Source organism: Clostridium sp. YIM B02551, from assembly GCF_022324735.1.
GTDB classification, from domain to species: domain Bacteria; phylum Bacillota; class Clostridia; order Clostridiales; family Clostridiaceae; genus Clostridium_T; species Clostridium_T paridis.
This window is the reverse complement of record NZ_JAKGTF010000001.1, coordinates 276,588-295,396: the sequence shown is the minus strand read 5'-3', so window position 1 is coordinate 295,396 and position 18,809 is coordinate 276,588. Positions and strand designations below refer to the sequence as shown.

Below are 18,809 nucleotides of genomic sequence, written 5' to 3'. Positions count from 1 at the left end.
CTCACACCTTTATATAAAGCAATTTGTATGCCAAAATAAGTTGTCAAAATCTTATTTCAAGTATATGTAAGCATTTTCAACCATTTAAATAGTAAACATTTACAAATTGAGATATGTAGATGAGAAGGATTTAATGGTAAAAAGTATCGTATTGTTCTTTTTTACCATGATACCTTTTACCCACCTTGGTATTTTTTCTCATACTTATTCCCAAGTTACCCTTTTCTCAATTCCATATTGCCTTGCTTTTGCTGCAACAGTTTTATGAGTTAATCCTAAAACTTTTCCTGCTGCATTATAGCTACCATATTTTTTTAGTGCTTTTTCAATTATAATTCTCTCATACTCTTTTAAAGGTAAAATATTATCGCCTTCCAAGATTTCTTCTATATAGTCTTTCTTTTTGCTTCTTACTAAATTACTACTTAAATTACCTTCTTCTTTCATATATGCTGGAAGATCTTTAACTTCAATTATTCCAGTTTCATTTAGTGCCATTAAACGCTCAACTAGATTTTCTAATTCTCTTATATTACCTGGCCACTTATATTCGAGTAAAGCTTCCATTGCTTCATTAGTAACTAAGTCTATCTTCTTATTAATTTTTTTACTTATTTTTTCTATAAAGTGTTCTAGCAATGGTGCTATGTCTTGTTTTCTCTCTCTAAGTGGTGGAAGAAATATAGGGATAACATTTAATCTGTAGTATAAATCCTCTCTAAAATCCATTGATTTAACCATTTCCTCTAAATTTCTATGAGTGGCAGCAATAATTCGTACATTTATCTTTATATTCTCTTCTCCTCCAACTCTTTGAAATTCCTTTTCTTGAATTACCCTTAATACTTTAGCTTGCATGCTTTTATCCATTTCCCCTATTTCATCTAAAAATATGGTTCCATTTTGGGCTAATTCAAATTTTCCTAACTTTCTTTTTATTGCACCAGTAAAAGCCCCTTTCTCATGACCGAAAAGTTCACTTTCCAATAAATTTTGCGGTATTGCCGCACAGTTAACTCTTACAAAAGAGCCAACTGAATTTTCACTTGCAAAATGTACCCCTTCCGCTATTAATTCTTTTCCCGTACCACTTTCCCCTCTTATTAAAACCGTAGCATCAGTCCTAGCAGCTTTAAAAGCAGTAGCTAATGCATCTAATACTTTACCACTATAGCCAATATATTTTGAAAATGCCGAATCTGGCTTTTTAGTTCTTATAAGCTCTTGTTCTAAGTATTCAGCTTTCGCAGATGCCTTACTCAATTTTTCAGATAGATCTTGAATTTCTGTGACATTTTTTATAACTGATACTACTCCTGTTATTTCTCCATCAACTACTATAGGATTAACATTAGAAACTATAACTATATTATTTTCTTTATAGCTTATAGCTCCTATTATACTTTCTCCAGTTTCCAAAACATTTCGCCTTGCGCCTTTAGGGGATATTTCTTTAATATTTTTATTTAATATATTCTCTTCCTTTTCATTTAAAATTCTAAGATATGCTCTATTTACATAAGTTATATATCCCTCAGAATTTATTACGCATATACCATCTTGTACAGTCTCAAGTATTAGCTGCAATCTTTCCTGAAGTTCTTTAACAGTCTTTAATTCATCTTTAACTTTTTCCAGATTCGATATATCACTAAATATAGATAAAGCTCCTTTAGGGATTTTATCTATTACTATTGGCGTTCTATTAATAAGAAGTATTCTATTATTTATTACTTCCCTTACCATTAACTCTGATTTTCCTGTCTTATTTATCTCATGAAGATTTGATAAAGGAACAGCATCATAAACTTTTTTGCCAATGACATCACTAGAGGATAAATCAAGAATCCTTTCGGCTTCTTCATTAAATATGGTAATAATATCGTTTTCATCAGATGCAATAATACCATTTGGTATATTACTAAATACTTGTTCTAGCGTTATTGTATTATTATTTATTATGTTATCTACCTGATTCATAGTACTCTTATCTTCTAAGTTAAAATCACTTTGAAGATAATCACATAAAATATTCAAAGCTTTCTCAGGCTTCTCTCCATGTGCTTCTATGGTAACCTTTTCATTTTGCCTTACCTTTAGTAATACTAACGGCATAAGACTAGTAGCTAAAACCTTCTTTTTTTCTTTATATATTATAAAAAATTCTACATTATATATCTTTTGTAGTTCACTTACTTTATGAACTACCATTGCTAAAACTCTAGCGTGCAGGCCTTTCTCATGCTTTATTATCGCCTCTTTATAAAGTACCAACTCTTTCAACTCCTCTTCTTACGTATCACAAATTTTTATAAAAGAATTCTATACTAATAGTATCTAATATTTAGAGTTAGTGGACAAGCTTAATTTTTCTTTTAATTGGTGCAATTACAGTCCTATGATTAGTTTTTAGAACTTAGCGAGTTTTGTTCACATTATGACACCGAAGTAAAAGTACGCGTTTTATCCCTTTCGAGTACACTCTTCATATATATTTTAATAAGTGAAACCCTCAGCATTACTGTTGAGGGTTTCACTATCTAAGATTAATCGGCTAGAGTTTAGCTTAAATCATTTCTTATGGCATTTTACCTAAATCCATGGGTTGCAAGGCTTCTTGTATTTCAATTATCTTTTTATCTAAGCTACTTTCAACTGCAGCAGTTACTGCTCCTTCTACGATTGGACAATCTATTATTTTTACTTTATCTATCATTTCTGCATCTAAAAATTCTATGGCCATTTCAGCATTCATAAACGCACTGCCTAAGTCAAAAATAACAATTACGCCATCTTCTGTATAAACTCTTTCTATTCCATTCATTATTTTTTCAATATCAGTACCTATGCTTCCATCATATGCTCCTCCAGCCGCTGCAATAGGTACATTAGGCACCATTTGTTCAACTAACTCTTTTACCCCTTTTGCTATATTTTCACTATGTGAAACTATTACTAACCCTACCATGTATACTCTCCTTTTTGAAGTTATCTTAACATGATTCCTATAAAAATTTTTAATTAAATGCTTGGTATATAGTCTCTAGCATTATAGCAGATGAAGTAGCTCCAGCATCTTGATGTCCTACGCTTCTAAGACCTAAGTAACTAGCTCTTCCTTTTTTTGCTACAATATCCTTAGTATATTCAACACCCTTAAATGCAGCTTCCTTAGCTAATCTAAGCACCTCTTTAGCTTCAAGTTCATTTGATATTCCTTCCCTCACAGCTTTTAAAGCAGGTTCAATAGCATCTATCATAGTTTTATCTCCTGCTTCACTTCTTCCTCTCATTTTTATACCTTCAAGGGCATAATATAGCATCTCTTCAAAATCATTTATATCTATTTCTGTTTTTCCACTTAAACACCCTGCCGCCTTCATAAATGCTGTACCATACAAAGGACCAGAGGCCCCTCCTACATTCGTAACTAATGCCATTCCTGTTTTCTTTAAAATGCCTGCTATGTCATGTCCATCATCCTCTTTTAATTTTTCTACCACAGCCTTAAATCCCTTACTCATATTTAAACCATGATCTCCATCTCCAATAGCTGCATCTAATTCTGAGAGGTAAGCCTTATTTTCCTCCATCTTTACATTTATCTTTTCTAATATTTCTATAACCTTTTTCCCATCTATACTCATAACCTTTATTCCTCCACCTTATATACTTTTAAAAGCTGGTGTATCCGCGGTCGCATCTAGTAGTTCCTTTAATTCACTATCAAGCTTTAACATAGTTATAGAAAAGCCTGCCATCTCAAGTGATGTCATAAATTCTCCTACAAAAGTTTTATGGATTTTTATACCTTTTTCTTCTAGTATTTCACTTACCTTTTTATTAACTATATATAATTCCATAAGAGGAGTTGAGGCTAATCCATTAACCATTACTGCAACTTCTTCCCCTTTATTTAGCGGAGAGTCCCCTAAGATTTTATTTACTAAGTGCTCAGCTATTTCATCAGAAGATTTAATTTTTTCTCTATGAGTCCCAGGTTCCCCGTGTATCCCCATTCCTATTTCCATTTCCTCTTCACCTAAAGTAAAGTTTGGTTTACCTGCTGCAGGAACTATACATGAAGAAATCGCCATTCCCATACTTCTTACATTTGCTATTACCTTCTCTGCTACAGCTGTAACTTCATCTAAAGAAGCTCCAGTTTCAGCCTTTGCTCCAGCTATCTTGTGTACAAATATTGTACCTGCTATTCCTCTTCTTCCAGCTGTATAGGTACTATTTTCTACTGCCACATCATCATTAACTACGACAGCGTTTACATTTATCCCCTCCATTTCAGCCATTTCCTTTGCCATCTCGAAATTCATTATATCTCCAGTGTAATTCTTAATTATAAGTAAAACTCCTTTTCCTGAATCAGTTGCTTTTATAGCTTCGTATACCTGGTCAGGTGTTGGAGACGTAAATACAGCTCCTGCAACAGCTGCATCAAGCATTCCTTTGCCTACATAACCTCCATGTGCAGGTTCATGACCACTTCCTCCTCCGCTAACTAACGCTACCTTTTCATAAGCATTCGAATTTGCTCTAACTATAACATCTGCATTTTCTAATTTCTTTATATATTGTGGATGAGCTGCAACCATTCCTTTTAGCATGTCCTCAACTACTAAGTCCGGATTGTTTATAATTTTTTTCATTAAACCCTTCCTCCCTTTAAATATAAAAAATTAATTATAAATAAATTAGAAATCTAATTATTCACCTTCTATTTCATATAACCCTTAAAATCTCTCTTTAATATTATTGTATTCACTTTATTAAACTTAAATTATTAACTCCTTAATTATTTCAAACATAAAATCACCTCAAAATATAATATGAGGTGATTTTAATTAATATTACTTATGTAACTTTATCTACTTATTTTTTATATTAACCAATAAAGAATTAAGTAACGTGCGATTTTAAATATCGCACGCTTTACTACATTTTATAAAAAAACTATTCGTCTTAATAAAAATCAATTGTTGCTATTACTTATAATCCTTATGGCATTTATCACAATCAGGTGGTATAGGAATACTCTGTACGAAATGGAAAATGTTTTCTGGATCATATTTTGCTTTAACTTTTTGAAGCCTAGCAAAATTATCACCATAATATTCCTGACCATAATTCTTTATTCCTAAGTCTGGTACATTGACGTATGAGCCAGTTACATAAGGCCTTAATTGTTCCCGTGTTTGTTGGACAAGCTCAATATTCTTTTGTGTTTCACATGGATCAGTCCATGAGGCATCCCACTCCAAATAATATTTAGTATTGCGCCAGAAAAAAGCCGTAGCCTGTGGAGGTACCTGGTTCATTGCTCCTCCAGAGTTTAAGAAAAAGAAATTAGATTCGCTTCCTCTTGCTTTTTCTAAAAAGCTTCGGATTGCATTAATTCCATCATCAGGAAGCATTTGTTCTACCCAAGAAGAAGACCAGGTAGTGTTTTGATTGTCAAATAGAGGTTCATTCGGAGCCCAAAAATCTATCGCCTCTAGTAGTGAAACCTCATCAACAAACACCTTTATAGGAGATCCTACATCTGTCAAAGTTGTTATCAATTTCTCCAGTTCTTCTTTTGGACCAAGGAATATACCCTGTGAACGTAGAAGTCCATTGGTTTTTGAATATATCTCTAGTATTGTACCAAGTCTTTTATCTACAGAAGGAGACCATCTTTGCCAAGCATCTATAACCTCATTCAATTGCTCCCATGGCCATATTATTTGAAATATTCCAACTTTAAATGGGGCTGGACGAACTTTAAATGTGTAGGAAGTAATAATACCGAAGTTTCCTCCTCCACCTCCACGAATTGCCCATAGCAAATCAGAATTTTCATCTTCACTAACATTTAGAATATCACCATTGGCATCAACTAAAGTAGCTGATAGAATATTGTCTGATATAACTCCTGCTGTTCTCTGGATTGCAGTAATTCCTCCACCAGTACTTATGCCTCCTATACCAACAGTTGAACTATCTCCAAATGGAGCCAAGATTCCTATCTGTGCAAGCATCCTCACAAGTGCACCTACACGTATTCCTGCTTCAACAGTAGCAATTCCTAATGATTTATCTAGTTCAACCTTTCTCATTAAACTGGTATCTATTACTATACCTCCGTTTGTTTGCGAAAAATCTTTTGCCAAAGCATGCCTACCACTTCTCATACGAATGGGTACATTATTCTCACGTGCCCATCTTACGGCATTTACAACATCTTCATTTTGCTGTGCGAATACAAATACGATTGGGTATGCATTAGTAAATGGATTCCAGTTCATACGAGCTCGCTGGTATCCTGGATCATTAGGATATATTACTCTTCCCGTTAACTTTGTCTTTTGTTTCATTCAATCACCCTCTATTTTGAATTATCCTATCTTGATATCAAATAATCGACTAACTAAAGTTACCTTATGTTATATAATATGACCTTTAATTAGTTTAGTTCCATCTTTGATTCTGGTGAAATAGATTTACTTTGACACAATGTCATCAAAAGTACATTTATCACCTTAAAATTCATATAGAGGATTTCATACTTTATTGTTTTTAGTTTATTAAACGAAACACTTTAAAATATCATTTCATAATACCTTCCTATATTTGTTTCTAACTCTAACAAGTCTAAATTCCTTCCAAGTCTTATACTTTCCTTTCCATCTATATATAGCAAAAATATTGGAACTGAAAATATATTGTACTTTGCTGCTAAGTCTAAATGCTTTTCTGCATCTATTTCTCCACACTTAATATTAGGATATTTTTTTAACATATCTTCAATTTTAAGTTTAATAACTTCACAAGCACCACAGGTACTTCCACTAAAATAGACCACTGTCATTCTATGATTTTTTATTAAATCAACTATATCATTATCACTATGCAATTTATTCAATTATTTACACCTCTTTATTCTAAATTTTCTATTAGTGTATTTAGTGTTATTACTCTTTTTTCACCTAATATTATACCTGCTGCATTAAATAGTTTTCTGTCTTCTGTTATTAATATGAGATTTTCTTCTAAAGTGCAAGCATATAAAATAATCAAATCAATCCGAGATAACTTATTAACCTCTTCAAAATATGCATTCCCTTTCATTGAGTATTTTATATGAAGCATTTCATAAAACTCTTCAATGCCACTTTTATCAATATCCTTAATATAAGTTAGTAGGTTGCAAAATCTCTCAGACAATACTTCTTGTCCTTTATATATTTTTCTTTCCTTAATCACTAATTCTTCACTGATCTCTCTTATAATTGTAATATTATCATCTTTAATAAGTTTGTCTAAAACATTTGGATACTTACTCCAAAGTCCTATTATTACATTAGTATCTAGTAAATATTTTATCATAATTATTACCCCTAAATTTATGACATAAATAGATAGTAAAACACATAATTCCCATACATTACGGATAATTTTAAATATTTTATAGCAGTTTATCTTTATTTTTCCTTAATATTGGATTAAAATTATTAGTATCTACGAATAAAAAAGGAATACTATTTTTCGTAATATGTTCTTTTTATAACTTAATTATACAGAATAAGAGAGGTAAAACTATGTCAAACGAAATTAATTCTTCTAATTTTATAAGAAATATAGTCCTAGAGGATCTTGAAAGTGGTAAGCATAAAGAGATTATTACCCGCTTTCCACCTGAACCAAACGGATACTTACATATAGGGCATGCTAAATCTATTCTTTTAAACTTTGGTTTAGCAGGAGAATTTAATGGAAAAACTCATTTAAGATTTGATGATACTAATCCAGTTAAAGAAGATACTGAATATGTTGAATCAATTAAAGAAGATGTAAAATGGCTTGGCGGAAATTGGGATGAGCTTTTCTTTGCATCTAATTACTTTGATACAATGTATGAAAAGGCTGTTTTATTAATAAAAAAAGGTTTAGCTTATGTTTGTGATTTAACCGCTGAAGAAGCTAAAGAATATAGAGGTACATTAACTAAACCTGGTAAAGAAAGTCCATATAGAAATAGATCTATTGAAGAAAACCTAGATTTATTTGAAAGAATGAAAAACGGAGAATTTGCTGACGGTGAAAAGGTTCTAAGAGCAAAAATAGATATGGCTTCACCAAATATAAATATGAGAGATCCAATTATCTACAGAATATCTCACTCTACACATCATAATACAGGAGACAAGTGGTGTATATATCCAATGTACGACTTTGCTCATCCATTAGAAGATGCTATAGAGCACGTAACTCACTCTATTTGTACTTTAGAGTTTGAAGATCATAGACCTTTATATGATTGGGTAGTACGTGAATGTGAAATGGAAGCTACTCCAAGACAAATTGAATTTGCAAGATTAAACATGACTAATACCGTTATGAGTAAGAGAAAGCTTAAGCAGTTAGTTGATGAAAAAGTCGTTGATGGATGGGATGACCCAAGAATGCCTACTATTTCTGGATTAAGAAGAAAAGGTTGTACTCCTGATGCATTAAGAAATTTCTGTACAGCAATTGGTGTTGCTAAAGCTAATTCTGTTGTTGATTCTCAAATGTTAGATTATTTCATAAGAGAAGATTTACAACTTAAAGCACCACTAGCTATGGCTGTATTAAATCCACTAAAGCTTGTAATAACTAACTATCCTGAAAATGAAACAGAAATGCTTGAAATTGAAAATAACTCTAAAGATGAAACTCAAGGTACTAGATTAGTTCCATTCTCAAGAGAATTATATATTGAGAGAGAAGATTTCATGGAGATTCCTCCAAAGAAATACTTTAGACTATTCCCTGGTAACGAAGTTAGATTAAAGGGAGCATATTTCGTTAAATGTAACGAAATAATTAAAGATGAAAATGGTGAAGTAATAGAAATCCACTGTACTTATGACCCAGAAACTAAGAGTGGTTCTGGATTTACTGGTAGAAAGGTTAAAGGAACAATCCACTGGGTAGATGCTAAATCTTGTGTTCCTGCAGAATTTAGATTGTATGAACCATTAATATTAGATGATTCAGAAGAAGGTGAAGATAAACACTTCTTAGAACAAATAAATCCAAACTCAATGGAGATATTACAAGGCTTTATTGAGCCAACTGCTATTAAAGATGCTAAACCTCAAGATAAATTCCAAATGGTTAGAAATGGTTTCTTTAATGTAGATACTAAGAATACTACTCCTGAAAAATTAGTATTTAACAGAATAGTATCTTTAAAATCATCATTTAAATTAAGCTAATAGCAAAGAATACCGTGCTAAAAAAACTAGCACGGTATTTTTAATTTTATTTATATTTATTATTAATTTAATTCTCTACTACATTTATTTATAAAGTTTATGATGGATATTGTAATTATAATCGTTGCAGCAAAAATCGCAAATGTATATATTAGTGCTAATATAGGTATGAATATCAATATTAGCACCATCCAGACTGCTATTTGCAACGTCAAATAGAGTTTCCATTTTTTCTGAGAGGCTTCAGCTAGCTCATACTGCTCTTGCGTATAAGCAACATCATGTATTCCCATAAATATATTATATACAACTAGTAAATTAAGAACTACTACTACGATACCTATAACTGCACCTAAGATTCCTAAAGAACCAAAGTGAATTCCCTCTGCTTGAGTAGGTCTTTGGTAAATTGAAAATATAGATAAAACTATCAATGCTATATTATATTTTGAAGCCAAGCTAAAAAACTCACTTCTTGAATTAAGATCTCTAAAAGCAAATGCAAATAACACATAACCAACTACATCTGGAAAAATATCAAAGCCTTGAATTCTAAAACTAAGCATTATAAATATAAAACCCAAATATAATTTACTTAACCCTTTTTCAACCATATAATTTCCCCCTCATATTTCCCAATTAATTATAAACTACTTTACACTTTTAATAACCACTGGCTCAAACCTATATATTTGTTCAATATTAGGATATTTTTCTTTATCAACTTCGCTTAAGAACATATCTATTGGCCTTGCATATACTCCACACTCTCCATATAAAGCTTGCCAGGAATGTCACATACTTTTTTAATAATTTATATTTTTACAGACGAAATTCAATGCATACTATTTTCAGTAAATTATTATATAAATTTAAAATCTTTCTAAAAAACAAATAAGTGATTTTTCCATCATTATCTTATGTCTGTTTAGATATTAAAGAATCTAACTTATAAACTTTCATCATTACCAGCATCACTGAATTCTAAATTATCTGAATCAATATTTAAATCAACTTGCTAAACATTTAGTGAACCCTAAATTCATCTAAAACTGTAGCGGCTTCTTCGTAGTTTATTTCAATAAGCATCTCCAAGATTTCTTCAAATGCCGTTGTCAAATCATCATCTTCTTTTATTCTGTCACTAAAATCTAAGAAAGCTTTTGTTATCATTGTTAGAACAATATCTTTTTTCTCTCTTACTATTTCTACAAACACATCGGAGCTAGATTTATTTGTTCGCGGAGTATTCTTGAACGCATCTCTTACTGATAAAAGTATCTCTGGCAGTAATTTATCTAAGTGAAGTTTATAAATTGTATCCAGCATCTGTTTTAAATGAAATCCGCCATATTTTCTGAATAAATCATTTAAAAACTGCTTATCTTGATAAGAGTACCCTGATTGGAATTTACTCCAATTTCCGCCACCTCCATATTTAGTAATAGACAATATTAGCGATTTGTACAATTCGACTTTAATCTTTTCTTCTTTTAATTCCATAATCTTACTCTCTAATGAGTAAATAATCTTTTCACAATGAGCTCGCCTATCCTTATCACTATGTGAATCAAAATACTCCGAAAGTAATGCCCCAAACACATTAAGATAAAACTTTATAGTTTCACTCGTAAATATTGAAAAATCAACCTCTGTAAAAAGAATGTCTAAAACAATTGAAGTATTAGTCTCACTTGCGACAAGTTCTCTTTTAAAAAAATCCATAACTTCATAAAGTGGATAAACTCCAAGTATATCATGCGAATGACGTGTATGCTCAGTTATTTTCCATACATTAATCATAGCCGTAAATGCTTTCTTAACAATCATTGCAAAATTAGCATCCTCTAAAGACAGCCCACAGTTAATAGCGTAGCATAATGTTGTTATATCATAATTGTCCATTTCAAAGTTAGATAACTCAAGCTTTGTATTATTGAATAAATACTCTATGATTATTTCATCTTTCTGACTTTTATATTTTTTTCTCTTATCCTTTTCTATATAATAATCAACTCCTAAAAGTTTGGGTTGTGCATTTGGTATAAATTTAAAATTTTCTTCTTTTCTATATTTATTAGTATATTTGGCATTGAATTTTTGATGATTCATTTCATCTTCTGCAAGCTTATAAATTGTATTGAATATAGCTCTTGCAAGTTGTTGATTGGTTCTTAAATATAATTTCGCATAACGTGCTATTTTCATTACGATTCCATCTTGTCCCTTATACAACATCAAATCTAGAACTAGTTGCTTTATCTGTTCTTTTATTGAGTCACAAACCTTTGTTTCTATTTGTGAAAAAAGTACAAAGCAATATCTATATTCAAAAACAAAACTCTTTCTTGAAAAATACCGTCTTATTCCATCTATCCATAATTGGCTAAATCTTGCTCTTGTGTTGTCATCAAGTGCCTTATCATTTAGAGCCATACTAATTAAATCAATAAGAAACTTATCATATTTTTCAGGTATACTACAATTTTTTCTTTTTTCTAACAGTAATTCTATCGCATCAAGACAATCTTTTAATTCAAATTTATTTTCACTTATTTTTTTATTGCAATCATCAATTAATAATGCGATGGAACTTTCAGGCAGTCTTTGTTTTTCATTTTCAATTGTTATCTTCTCCGCTTCGCCAGTGACGGTTGGGTACAATGCTATTGTAGTATCGTTAACCTTTACTGCCAGCGCTGTTCGTAAATCCATCTTTTGAATTTGCAAATAACTAGTTGCATTTATTTTATCATTTGGCACAATCGAATAGAGATAGTCTAAAATTTTGTAACACTTTACTTTAATTTCTTCACCATAATAAATTTCAGAATCTCGGACATAATCCAACAAATTATACTGCTTAATATCTTTTTTATTGTACCTATCAGGAAGTGGAAAAGGTGTTCCCATCTTTATGAACATTTGTTTTTCATACATTTCTATATATGGATCTTTTATTGATAAAGAAAGTCTTGTTAAGTCATTAAGGATAATATCAATATTTGTTGTTAGCTCTAATGCATAGCCAGGTAGCTTTTGACAAAACTCCATTCCTATATCAGCGATAATTGTTAGTAATGCTATATTATTTGATTTTTCATAGATAAGCTTTTTAACATTTTCAGCAAATTTAACAGTTTCTTTATTCTCAACAGCATCGTTTTCTATAGCACTGCGCAGCACTTCTTTTAAACAATATATTAAGTCACTTATAACCGTTGGCATTCTATCCTCTTCAGTAGTGGCTAACCACATTTCTGGTAAACCCAGATAAGACTTTTTTATGTTATCTTCAATAAAATTAATTTCATAAGTTAGTAAACCATTTTCATGTTTTTTTGCCAAATCTAATATTGCTTTATTAACAAAATCAATGGCCCAATTCATGCCTAACAAGAAATTTTTTTTGAATAAGAAATAAAAGAAATTACTATCTATTGCACTGTTCCGCGTTGATTCACTCCCATAATGCTCTGCATTTTTATTCAAACCATACTGATAAGAAATATCATGTCTATCTCTTTCATAAAATCCAAAGTCATGGCGATCGCGTTTTTTCTTAGGTGAATATGTCCAAAATATTTCTGCAAGATTGCATAATTCCATCGGTAAATATTCTGCTAGTTTCGTGTGCCTAAATTTGAGAGTTTCCTCGATAATATCTTCTGCCAGTCGCACCTTACCTCGTTCGTCGCATTTATAGTAAGAGTTTAACCTCCCCCAAAATTCTTTTATCCACTCTTTTGAATATTCTGCCATTAGATAAATAGGTGTAAGCAAACCATTTACAATATCATCTAATTTATAGTAATTTTTTGCTTCATATTCGACTATGTATTTATCAATGATATATTCCAAAATGCGACAAGCATCTTCTGCTATCTTCTTGTCTTTCAACTGTACTTTAGAATAATCTGTGCAAATTTTCACTAAATCTAATCGTAAAATTTCATCTTTTTCGTACAGTTTATTTTCTTCAATTAAATTTATTAGACTTCCCCTCCCCTCTCCACTTGGTCGTAACTGAATGTAAGAGGGCAACTTTGCAAAAAAGTCATTATTAATTTCAAAGGCATATAAGTTTGTTATTTTGATAAAATCATTAATCATCCCGTTTTTAATTATCGTTTGCCCATACTCACTAAAAAATTGACCACAATATCTTGATTTTACTAAACCTATTTCGGTTTGCTTTCTCCAATCTTGTGGCATTTTTGTTGAAAAAACCAATTCAAATAAGAATCTTTCACGATTATTCTTTGCTAATAATTTATTTGAAATCCAAATTTGATAACGCCTATAAATACATCTGCCAAAGGTTTTTATTTGCTCAAAAAATTCATTATACTTACCTTTGCATTTATTAAATTCGTTATCTAAATGCTGTTCAAAGCAAATATCTTCAAAAATATCATACTTTAATCTAACGGTTTCTTCATTTCTAACTAGTACCCCTTTTGAGACTAACTTTTTTATTGTTTTTGTGTCATAATTAGTGCTGGTCGCACCAAGTAAAAAATCCTTAGCCCTTGTAAAAACTATTGACTCAACAACTTTCTTAATCTGGTTGTCATCTAAACATATTATATGTTTCCAAATATGCTCTCTTAGTTGATTCTCATCAGAAATGTTATCAATGTTAGTTATTTCTGAAACTATCAAATTTATATAAAATGGTGATTTCAAAAGTTCAGCATACGAATTCATTTCCAACATTTTATTAATAATAAAGTATTTTCTAGCAATCGCCAATTGTTCTGATATTGTTAATTTGGGCACCTCGTATGAATAAACTGAGTAATTACTTTCAATTTTCATAAAAGCGTTTTTATCACTTGTACGACACGAAGTAATTATTTTAGCAGCTGGATATTTCTTGGTACTTTCATAGAGAGCACATAATAAATCAAGTTTTGTAGGACTATCTGCAATAAATTCAAGAGAATCTATAAAAAATATAATAGGCTTGCCATTTAAGTATTCAAGAGTTTGCCTAACATTAAACCCCCAGATATTGTTTATGTCACTTTCCTCAATAAATCGTTCTGCTCTTGCATAAATAAGGTTTCCTTCTTCTTCAACAATCTTCTTGCAAAGAACCGACTTACCGCTACCAGCTCCTCCTTGTATGGAAATATTTTTATGATTTTCTGCTTTTATCTTGGAAATAATCTCACTTCGATCGATTTCGTATTCTTTATTTATTTTGCAATCTAAATTACCCAGTCCAATACTTTTGCTATTCGCAATAGCTTCTTCAAATTTATATAAATTATCTTTAATACTCTCTACTTCTCTCTTAAGCAGTTTATATAGATCAATCTGAAAATCAAGATTGTTTATTGCTTTTTGAAGAATATTATTTGTAGTAATTAAGTCGTTTGCTTTAGTAAATGAAATACTACCTATCTGGTCATTTCCAGTATAGTCTTTTACCTTGTCCACACTATCATTGTTAAGCATGAAAAACTTTACATTTGTCAATGTGTTAATTTCGACTTTCTTTGAATCCCTAATACTTTCAAGAGTTTTTTTTATTTTTGCTGGAATGTCTTTCGCAGTACTTACTTGTATGTAAGTTTGCTTATCCGCAGAGATCAAATCAACACAAGGATAAGTGTATGTATCAATATTTAAATTACTAAACCTCTGGCCAAAGTATAGACTTCCTACTTCAATTGCAAACAACTCAAATAATTTAGCAGCATCAAAAAGTCCGTTAATATTAAGTAACTTGATTTTCTCTTCATATGCAGAAATATAATCTGCTATAAATTGAATTCGCTCGTCCGATTTTTCCAATTCTATTCCCCCCTTAACTTCTTTGTATTACAACTATTAACCTTCTGTAATTCACTTTTTAAATACAATACATATTCCATATCTCCATGGCACATATAATTTCAACGCTTCATCCACTTACAATAGTGATTTTCGTTTCACCTGCTCCTCATAACTTCAATTATGTAATAACTATCAAATTTACAAACTGCTCATCCCCATAGCAAACTAATTTCTTTAATTTACTGTGGAGCTACTACTACAGCAACACAGTAAATTGAACGTAACTTTTATATATAAAAGATGTCTTTTACATCTAAAGAGTCTTTTAAAACTTGTTATATTTATTATTGTATATCTTTAGGAGATTTGCTTCAACAAAAGAACATCATTTGAAAATTTTATCAAGTATTACTTTTTATTTCGAAAATTTTCAATACCCAAAGTCAGAATTCTTGTTTTGGTAACATTCATATTTATAAAGAACTACTATGCTTTTCAGAGAGTTTACTTAAATCAGATACTAATTTTTAGTTAACACAAAAATATAATAATAACCCACGAAATTTTATTAGATTTTCGTGGGATTTACGGTAGATGGAAGCGACTTGTAACAATCCCTTCAATTATATTCTTATTATTAAACTTTTTAGTCTATTAATTTGGGTTCTCTACAGATACGCTTCTCCATATTCATACTAAGTGAGGTTTTTTTATTTATTTCTTTACTGGCTTCTTTAATGCTCTTACTATTGCAAAAGTTGCCAATGCACAAGCTCCATTTATAAGCTTTTTTTAGTATATTCTTTTTTTGATTGATGGTAATTACAATACTTACCTCCATTTAATGCTTCATTATTGCACCCTTTTTTCTTGCAGTTATTTGTCATGCTTATTTTCCCCTTCTCCTATAAAATCTTTTATATTATATTCAATTATTAATCCATTCTTATATTGAGGCTTATCCAACAATCTATATTGCCACTCGTTATTACTACTTTTTGGAGCTAACCAATTTGATATCTTTCTTTTAGCTGAGTATCTACTTCGTTTAAATCCTGTATCATTAAATCAATTTTATACTTTTCCATGCCTTGACTTAATTTCAATTCTATTAAAGATGTCTTTGCACGATTTAAATATAAATAATCTTCACAAAGCTTGTTAAACTTTCTATTTATATTCCGTGAAGAGAATTTAACACTCCCAATATTCTTTTGTAAAAAATTTCTCTCTTCCCACTCCTTAAAAAAGTTCAATCCATCCTTAATCTCTTTATTTATTGCCTCTACGGCTTGATTTATTTCTATTTGAACCCGATCATATAGCCTATTTCTCCTATCCAAATCTGTTTCATCAAAAGATTGTTTTATTGTTCTTATAGCTCCATCAACTTTACCATACCTATCATTTCTTTGACCTCTTTCAATGTCTTCTACTAAGCACATAATGCACTCTAATTGTTCTTTGATAGCATCTAGTTTTTGTTCTGTTACATACTCTCCTAGCTTATCTACTCTTTTATCATCCAAATTTTCTTTTGTTTCTTCTAATCTAACTTGTTTTATTATCTTATTTCACCATCTACAATATTAGGCAATATCCCTCCTGCCTTACTTTTAATTAATTTTAAATTTCCATTTTTAAATTCTTCTATAAATTCTTCTAGAATAATTGCCTTTATAATTGGTTCAATTTCTTTATTATTTTCTTTCGCAACTTTAAATATATCAGCTATTGGTTTTGCAAATATATCTTTTATAGTTTCTAAATCCTTTTTATCTATATAATTCAATTCTTTATTATTTACATTAACTATTCTTTTTTCCATAATACCCACCATATTTCTAGTATTTATTCCTATATTTTCTATCATAACAAATTGAATTACATTATTTAAGAAAATAACAAAGTAGTAGTTAACCACTTCCATATATTAATAATTTTAAAGATTACTCTATATCTTCACCAATTAAACATTTCCTATCTTCATCAAGTTCTTGCCACTCCTCTTCATCACAACTTCCTTCCTCATAATGCTTATAGTCATAATCTAACACAAAAACTTCATCACAACTTTTACATATATACTCCCATTCATTTTCTCCATATTCATTCTCAAATTCAATATTTACATCTACTTTTTCACTATTACATAAAGGACATTTTATTTTTCTATACATTTTAGCTTTTAAATCAATTATTTCCATGCTTTTCTCCTTATTATTAATCTCTTAGTATATTAGATACTGTACTTTGACTTATTCCTAAATATGTAGCTATATCATCTTGAATAAGTCCTTTAGCATATTTAAGATATTTTACTAATTCATCTCTTTGTTCTGTAGTATAATATGATGGAATATCAATGTACTCATTACTTATAATTCCATTAGGCGCAACTATTTTTATAAATATCTTACCATCAACAGTTCTTACCTTCATGAACTTTTCTCCAGTTGAACGTTTTATCCCCATATTAAAACTTTCAATCTGATTTTCACTCAAAAACGGTTTTTTATTTATAAAATGTTCTGTTATTTCTGAAAACATATTTTCTACTCCCTACATATTAATTTATTAAATTAATACAAATTTAATATTAATTTGATGTGTATTATTTCCTTAATTATTCTTAATTATTCTATATTTCAATATGTAAATCTAATGTACTTATACCAATATTTCTTAACATAAAAGAAGAAGGCGTAACCTCTACGGATACTCCTTCTTCACTATTTATATAATCAACTAACTTATCTTTAATATTTAATTTTATTGAACCACACTCTCTCAACTAATTAATTGATATTTCTAATATTATCATCTGTAACTATTTCTTCTGCTGTTCTCTTGTAATATTACCACTTAACACTTTACTGAAATTCTCCTGTATGATTCTAGTAAACTCATATGGTATTTGCTCGCTTACATCATCTTACAATATACCCATTACTGGAGCTTTCAGTTCTTCAAGAACTTTAATCCTATTATTTAATTCTGCCCTTCTAGTTAAGAATTCATCTTTAGTTATAATTTCTTCCTAATATGCTTCAAATATTTTTTTCTATTTCTTATCTAATTTATATTTTCTCAATTATCCATAAACTAAAAAAATATCAATATTATAGCTACTAGTACTCTTTTTATATTATCTATACCTTACTTATGATACTCTATTCTAACTAGTAAAATCCCCATAACCTAAGTTATATCCACTTAAAAAGAAAACCTCATTTACTTATGGTACGGTTTTCCGTAACAGTGTTATCGGAGGTTTTTATTCTTAGTATTTATTGCTCCTGACACTGAATGAAAACAGTCTAACCTTTCAATTATACCAGGTAAATTTGTATAATTTATTCCTTATTATATTGATGATGGAAAACTATTTAGCTTTCCAAATCTTTTTATACTGTCATCTATAGATGGACTAAGCGACTAAAATGATCTTCATTCATTCCAATAATTTCACAGGTTTCTCCATAGCTTATTACTAATGAAATAAGTTCTTCTGTTTATCGAAATACATCTTATCATTCTTCACCGATGTTATGCAAACTTTATGCATGTGCCAGCAATTGCCTGATATTAAAGGGTTCGAGCAGTCCCCAATTATCAAAAATCAATTCAATAAACCATCCGTAACCCATGGAACTTGATGGCAATTCGCAATACTGCTTCATCTGCTCTCTGTCTTGATTATTTCCGTTTGCAAAAATACAACTCAAAATAGTTCCCCCACTACGAATCAAAAACCATAACTAT

16 protein-coding genes and 1 pseudogene are annotated in these 18,809 nt (G+C 30.3%); 1 reads left to right on the top strand and 16 read right to left on the bottom strand.

From position 1 onward, the window contains the following. Positions 1 to 204 precede the first annotated feature (204 nt). The 7 genes from L1S47_RS01545 to L1S47_RS01515 form a co-directional block, all read right to left on the bottom strand. Positions 205 to 2,274: a sigma 54-interacting transcriptional regulator gene (locus L1S47_RS01545; protein WP_238881729.1), complete on the bottom strand. Its 2,070-nt coding sequence runs from the start codon at positions 2,272 to 2,274 to the stop codon at positions 205 to 207. A gap of 304 nt (positions 2,275 to 2,578) precedes the next feature. After that, positions 2,579 to 2,968 carry a dihydroxyacetone kinase phosphoryl donor subunit DhaM gene (gene dhaM, locus L1S47_RS01540; protein WP_238881728.1) on the bottom strand — a complete coding sequence of 130 codons (390 nt, stop codon included), beginning with the start codon at positions 2,966 to 2,968 and terminating at the stop codon, positions 2,579 to 2,581. Positions 2,969 to 3,017: 49 nt separating this feature from the next. After that, positions 3,018 to 3,647: a dihydroxyacetone kinase subunit DhaL gene (gene dhaL / locus L1S47_RS01535; RefSeq protein WP_238881727.1), complete on the bottom strand. Its 630-nt coding sequence runs from the start codon at positions 3,645 to 3,647 to the stop codon at positions 3,018 to 3,020. A gap of 18 nt (positions 3,648 to 3,665) precedes the next feature. Beyond that, positions 3,666 to 4,664, bottom strand: a complete 999-nt coding sequence (gene dhaK, locus L1S47_RS01530; RefSeq protein ID WP_238881726.1) for a dihydroxyacetone kinase subunit DhaK — start codon at positions 4,662 to 4,664, stop codon at positions 3,666 to 3,668. 336 nt (positions 4,665 to 5,000) lie between these two features. Next, positions 5,001 to 6,371, bottom strand: a complete 1,371-nt coding sequence (locus L1S47_RS01525; protein WP_238881725.1) for an FAD-binding oxidoreductase — start codon at positions 6,369 to 6,371, stop codon at positions 5,001 to 5,003. A gap of 224 nt (positions 6,372 to 6,595) precedes the next feature. Further along, positions 6,596 to 6,919: a thioredoxin family protein gene (locus tag L1S47_RS01520; protein ID WP_238881724.1), complete on the bottom strand. Its 324-nt coding sequence runs from the start codon at positions 6,917 to 6,919 to the stop codon at positions 6,596 to 6,598. A gap of 14 nt (positions 6,920 to 6,933) precedes the next feature. Then, a complete protein-coding gene (locus L1S47_RS01515) occupies positions 6,934 to 7,383 on the bottom strand; it encodes a PIN domain-containing protein (protein ID WP_238881723.1) in 450 nt (149 codons plus the stop codon). A 212-nt stretch (positions 7,384 to 7,595) separates the two neighbouring features. Between L1S47_RS01515 and L1S47_RS01510 the strand changes: the two genes are divergently transcribed. Beyond that, the gene (locus L1S47_RS01510; protein ID WP_238881722.1) at positions 7,596 to 9,257 is read left to right on the top strand and encodes a glutamine--tRNA ligase/YqeY domain fusion protein; all 1,662 of its coding nucleotides are present in this window, start codon (positions 7,596 to 7,598) and stop codon (positions 9,255 to 9,257) included. 62 nt (positions 9,258 to 9,319) lie between these two features. On the opposite strand, the gene L1S47_RS01505 is transcribed toward L1S47_RS01510, so the two are convergent. The 9 genes and pseudogenes from L1S47_RS01505 to L1S47_RS01465 form a co-directional block, all read right to left on the bottom strand. After that, entirely contained in the window at positions 9,320 to 9,871 is a 552-nt protein-coding gene (locus L1S47_RS01505; RefSeq protein ID WP_238881721.1) for a hypothetical protein, read from the bottom strand. 36 nt (positions 9,872 to 9,907) lie between these two features. Next, positions 9,908 to 10,033: pseudogene (locus L1S47_RS01500) on the bottom strand (DUF1653 domain-containing protein); the annotation flags it as partial. A gap of 250 nt (positions 10,034 to 10,283) precedes the next feature. Then, on the bottom strand, positions 10,284 to 15,062 hold the full coding sequence (locus L1S47_RS01495) for an SMEK domain-containing protein (protein WP_238881720.1): 4,779 nt from the start codon (positions 15,060 to 15,062) through the stop codon (positions 10,284 to 10,286). 986 nt (positions 15,063 to 16,048) lie between these two features. Then, on the bottom strand, positions 16,049 to 16,573 hold the full coding sequence (locus L1S47_RS01490) for a hypothetical protein (RefSeq protein WP_238881719.1): 525 nt from the start codon (positions 16,571 to 16,573) through the stop codon (positions 16,049 to 16,051). Between the two features lie 35 nt (positions 16,574 to 16,608). Beyond that, entirely contained in the window at positions 16,609 to 16,974 is a 366-nt protein-coding gene (locus L1S47_RS01485; protein ID WP_238881718.1) for a hypothetical protein, read from the bottom strand. A gap of 19 nt (positions 16,975 to 16,993) precedes the next feature. Next, complete coding sequence (locus L1S47_RS01480; RefSeq protein WP_238881717.1) at positions 16,994 to 17,251, bottom strand: hypothetical protein; 258 nt, start codon at positions 17,249 to 17,251, stop codon at positions 16,994 to 16,996. 16 nt (positions 17,252 to 17,267) lie between these two features. Continuing rightward, complete coding sequence (locus L1S47_RS01475; RefSeq protein ID WP_238881716.1) at positions 17,268 to 17,594, bottom strand: helix-turn-helix domain-containing protein; 327 nt, start codon at positions 17,592 to 17,594, stop codon at positions 17,268 to 17,270. 91 nt (positions 17,595 to 17,685) lie between these two features. Next, positions 17,686 to 17,838: a hypothetical protein gene (locus L1S47_RS01470; protein ID WP_238881715.1), complete on the bottom strand. Its 153-nt coding sequence runs from the start codon at positions 17,836 to 17,838 to the stop codon at positions 17,686 to 17,688. Between the two features lie 766 nt (positions 17,839 to 18,604). After that, the gene (locus L1S47_RS01465; RefSeq protein WP_238881714.1) at positions 18,605 to 18,772 is read right to left on the bottom strand and encodes a hypothetical protein; all 168 of its coding nucleotides are present in this window, start codon (positions 18,770 to 18,772) and stop codon (positions 18,605 to 18,607) included. Between the last annotated feature and the right edge of the window lie 37 nt (positions 18,773 to 18,809).

What these genes read in the sequence shown, in the direction of transcription:
- dhaM (WP_238881728.1), bottom strand. Translation starts at nt 2,968, where the DNA reads ATGGTAGGGTTAGTAATAGTTTCACATAGTGAAAATATAGCAAAAGGG.
- dhaL (WP_238881727.1), bottom strand. Translation starts at nt 3,647, where the DNA reads ATGAGTATAGATGGGAAAAAGGTTATAGAAATATTAGAAAAGATAAAT.
- dhaK (WP_238881726.1), bottom strand. Translation starts at nt 4,664, where the DNA reads ATGAAAAAAATTATAAACAATCCGGACTTAGTAGTTGAGGACATGCTA.
- L1S47_RS01525 (WP_238881725.1), bottom strand. Translation starts at nt 6,371, where the DNA reads ATGAAACAAAAGACAAAGTTAACGGGAAGAGTAATATATCCTAATGAT.
- L1S47_RS01515 (WP_238881723.1), bottom strand. Translation starts at nt 7,383, where the DNA reads ATGATAAAATATTTACTAGATACTAATGTAATAATAGGACTTTGGAGT.
- L1S47_RS01510 (WP_238881722.1), top strand. Translation starts at nt 7,596, where the DNA reads ATGTCAAACGAAATTAATTCTTCTAATTTTATAAGAAATATAGTCCTA.
- L1S47_RS01505 (WP_238881721.1), bottom strand. Translation starts at nt 9,871, where the DNA reads ATGGTTGAAAAAGGGTTAAGTAAATTATATTTGGGTTTTATATTTATA.
- L1S47_RS01485 (WP_238881718.1), bottom strand. Translation starts at nt 16,974, where the DNA reads ATGGAAGTGGTTAACTACTACTTTGTTATTTTCTTAAATAATGTAATT.
- L1S47_RS01480 (WP_238881717.1), bottom strand. Translation starts at nt 17,251, where the DNA reads ATGGAAATAATTGATTTAAAAGCTAAAATGTATAGAAAAATAAAATGT.
- L1S47_RS01475 (WP_238881716.1), bottom strand. Translation starts at nt 17,594, where the DNA reads ATGTTTTCAGAAATAACAGAACATTTTATAAATAAAAAACCGTTTTTG.